The 3,553-nt window shown below is 40.9% G+C and carries 4 protein-coding genes and 1 pseudogene; 3 read left to right on the plus strand and 2 right to left on the minus strand.

The window, feature by feature from the left end:
• Window positions 1-352 (minus strand): histidinol dehydrogenase (locus tag L650_RS0116440; RefSeq protein ID WP_029773780.1); only part of this gene is annotated, 352 nt, incomplete at its 3' end.
• A gap of 129 nt (window positions 353-481) precedes the next feature.
• Between L650_RS0116440 and L650_RS0116445 the strand changes: the two genes are divergently transcribed.
• On the plus strand, window positions 482-1,222 hold the full coding sequence (locus L650_RS0116445; protein ID WP_029773781.1) for an SDR family NAD(P)-dependent oxidoreductase: 741 nt from the start codon (window positions 482-484) through the stop codon (window positions 1,220-1,222).
• An 18-nt stretch (window positions 1,223-1,240) separates the two neighbouring features.
• Window positions 1,241-2,239: a cupin domain-containing protein gene (locus L650_RS0116450; protein WP_029773782.1), complete on the plus strand. Its 999-nt coding sequence runs from the start codon at window positions 1,241-1,243 to the stop codon at window positions 2,237-2,239.
• 29 nt (window positions 2,240-2,268) lie between these two features.
• On the opposite strand, the gene L650_RS0116455 is transcribed toward L650_RS0116450, so the two are convergent.
• Complete coding sequence (locus L650_RS0116455) at window positions 2,269-3,153, minus strand: DMT family transporter (RefSeq protein WP_029773783.1); 885 nt, start codon at window positions 3,151-3,153, stop codon at window positions 2,269-2,271.
• A gap of 105 nt (window positions 3,154-3,258) precedes the next feature.
• Between L650_RS0116455 and L650_RS0116460 the strand changes: the two are divergent.
• Window positions 3,259-3,553 (plus strand): annotated as a pseudogene (locus L650_RS0116460) (sel1 repeat family protein); the annotation flags it as partial.

The raw sequence follows: 3,553 nt of genomic DNA on the forward strand, positions 1-3,553 counted from the left end.
CGCTATCCATAGCGATATGTTTATGACCAAGGGTTACGCCGGGAAGAGTTTCTACCTCTACGTCTTTCATTGAGTCACGTTGTATTTGTGCAAAATTACGTACTTGGCTTTGCGCCCACTTAATATCGTTAATTAATTGCTCATCAAGTTGTGTATAGCAGGCTTTAATTTCGTCTTCTGAAAGTTTGAAAGACTCCGGAGTCCAGTTGTCGAGCTTTTCAGAGTACTCACGAATGGCTGCGTCACCTTCGGTTTCAACATGCGCTAAAATATTCTCTACAATATCTCTTACTGATTGATTTTGTTTTTGTTTTGAGTCAATTGGTTGACCCTTTTTTAAATGCTTTATCATTGCTAGTGTCCTTAGTGAGTCGTTGTTATATACACATTTGATGAGACGTATTGGTTAAATAATGTCTTGCATCTAACTGTACTCTAATTAATAATGACTTCGAATGCAATATAGAATTTAGGTGAACAAATGGGATTTGATAAAACGCTTTTAGTGGGTAAAACCATTTTAGTGACAGGTGCAGGCAAAGGTATTGGTAAAGCATGCGTAGAAAAATGCGTAGATGCAGGGGCTCAAGTTATTGCAGTAGCACGTACCCTCAGTGATTTACAAACACTGCAGCAATACGCGCCTGAGCAAATAGAAATTTGGCCGCTAGATATAAATAGCGATGCTTTTTTTGAGCGTTTAAAGGCGCTAAAAACACTCGATGGGCTGTTAAATAACGCCGGTATAAATCGGGTTGCGCCAATGCTTGAGCAAACAGATGAAAATATTGATGACGTAATTGCGATGAATATTCGCAGCGTTTACAAAATTAGCCAAGCGGCACTGCCAGCGCTAATAAATTCTGGCGCTGGGGCGGTGGTTAATATGTCGTCGCAAATGGGGTTTGTTGGTTCACCTAAACGTACTTTGTATTGCATGAGCAAACATGCGGTAGAGGGGTTGAGCAAAGCAATGGCGGTTGAACTTGCCAATAAAAATGTGCGTGTGAACACCGTAGCCCCCACCTTTGTAGAAACCCCAATGACCAAACCCATGCTAGAAGATGCGACGTTTAAGCAGTTTGTTTACGACATGATCCCACTGAAAAAAATTGCCCAAACCGATGATATTGCCAATGCTTGTGTGTTTTTACTAAGCGGTCTTTCGGCAATGATCACCGGTACAAGTATTAAAATTGATGGCGGTTGGACCGCACAGTAACCAATTTAGGAGAGAGTAATGAGTGTATTTGCAGATAGGTTAGTACGATACGACGATTTAATTGCGTGTAAAAATGCCTTTATTGATACACGCTCGCCGGGGAGCGATCAAAAAGAAAACTTTACAATTATTGGCCCAGGCGTTGCCGAAAACCCAAATCAACATGTGCATATTTCTATTCCTCATGGGTTTAATATTGGTGGTGCGCGCCAACCTGCAGGGTGTTTAAATTCGCAGCATAGCCATTTAACTGAAGAAATTTTTGTAGTACACAGTGGTACGTGGGCTTTTTACACTGGTGTTGACGGCAAAGATTCCAAAGTAATTTTAAATGAAGGCGATATTATTTCGATCCCGATGGATATATTCAGAGGGTTTGAAAATGTTGGCGACGGCATAGGCTATTTATATGCGGTACTTGGAAGTGATAACCCTGGTAGAGTACTTTGGGCTCCGCAAGTATTTGACATGGCAAAGGAATACGGACTAATTTTGCTAGAAAATGGCAGCTTAGTAGATACCACGTTAAATGAAACCATCCCCGATGGCGTAAAGCCAATGGCAGTGACCAGCCAAGAGCAAATAGCGCAGCACAGAGTAATAACCGATGAAGAGCTGGCACAAACAGTGGTTAAAGCCAGCAACTTTAATTGGAATAAACGCTCGTACCTTAGCCAGTTTGATGGCGTATATGAAGCGCCGTTAGTCGGTAATTTAAACGCCAAAACATGTATTCAAACACAGCTAAATTGGCCTCATGGCTTTAATATTTCTGCGTTAAAGTTACAACCTGATGCACAGGTTGCGCCTCATATTCGCTTTGAAGAAGAGGTTATATTTGTTCATCAAGGAAGCGTAACAATAGACTTAGGTGATGAAGTATTAACGCTTAACCAAGGTGATACTTTTTCAGTGCCTATTGAGCACGTAAGAGCCTATAGCAATAATAGCCAAACCGACTGTGTGCTTTATATAACGCGCCGCCACGACGCGCCAAAAGACCCACAATTTGTTTAAACTTTAATGTTATATAAAATTTAAGGCACTTAGCTTGCTTTAGCTAAGTGCTTTTTTCGTGGTAAAAAACCAGTAACCAGCATAGTACCCACAATAACAAATAATGCGCCGAGTAACGTATTTGGTCCTATTTGCTCATCTAAAATTAAATGCCCCCAAAAAATGCCAAATAGCGGAATTAAGAACGTGACCGTTAAAGCTGAGGTTGGGCCTATATCGTCAATAAGTTTAAAAAATAAAATATAAGCAAGTGCGGTACACACCACGCCAAGTGCTAATACGCCAAGCATAACGTTGGTACTAGGTACTTCGCGCATTGGCATAAAAAGTATAAGGGGCAGTACTATAAAACTGGCTGCCCACATAGAGCCGTGTGCGTTATCGAACGGGGCAAGCTTAGGGGCATTTTTTGTATAATGGGATGCAATGGCATAACACAAGGAGGCGCTTAGCGCTGCTGCAATCGCAATAAGTGACTGACTATTTAATACAAAATGATTTTGCCCAACTAAAATTGCCACGCCTATCAAACCCAACAGCAAACCTAACACCATGCTTTTAGTTGGTTTGGTTTTGCTCCAAATAATGCCCACCACTGCGCCCCATATGGGCGTTGTAGAATTTAAAATAGATAAAGTAGAGGCGCTAATCGTTTGCGCGGCATAAGCAAACAGTAAAAAGGGTAGGGCGGAGTTAAGTGCGCCAATTATAAAAAAGTGCTTTGTGTGTTTAGTAAACGCCAAGCGGCGTTTTAAGTACAGCGCCACAATAAAGAGGGTGAGTGCGGCAAAGCCAACTCTAAACTCTATTAACACCGCCGGGCCTAAGCTGTTTGCTGCCATTCGCATAAATAAAAATGACGCGCCCCAAATTGCAGCCAGAAAAAATAACCGAAGTAAACTTGCTAAGCTCATGATAGTATTTTAATTATACAAATTAATTTACAGAGTAACAGGCTTTGCATTAACTGTAAGCCAGATTCGGTACTCGCATATAAAAATAATAAAAAAGGAATAGTAATGAGCCGATATTTACTGATCACAGCAATAATGGGAGTGGGTTTATTAAGTGGCTGTGGGTCTACGCCTATTAATTTATATGATGACATAACCATGAAAAAACATGAGTACAATGGCATAAAAGCGTATAAAAAAGGTGATTATAAACAAGCTTTTATGTACCTAAAAGACCCTGCAGCACTTGGCTATAAAAGCGCGCAATACACATTGTCGTTTATGTTTTTAAAAGGGCAGTACTTAACACAATCCACTAACATGGGTATGGGGTGGCTAGGCGTTGCAAAAGAGGCTGGAG

The sequence above is a fragment of the Pseudoalteromonas sp. TB51 genome, assembly GCF_000498055.1.
GTDB classification, from domain to species: domain Bacteria; phylum Pseudomonadota; class Gammaproteobacteria; order Enterobacterales; family Alteromonadaceae; genus Pseudoalteromonas; species Pseudoalteromonas atlantica.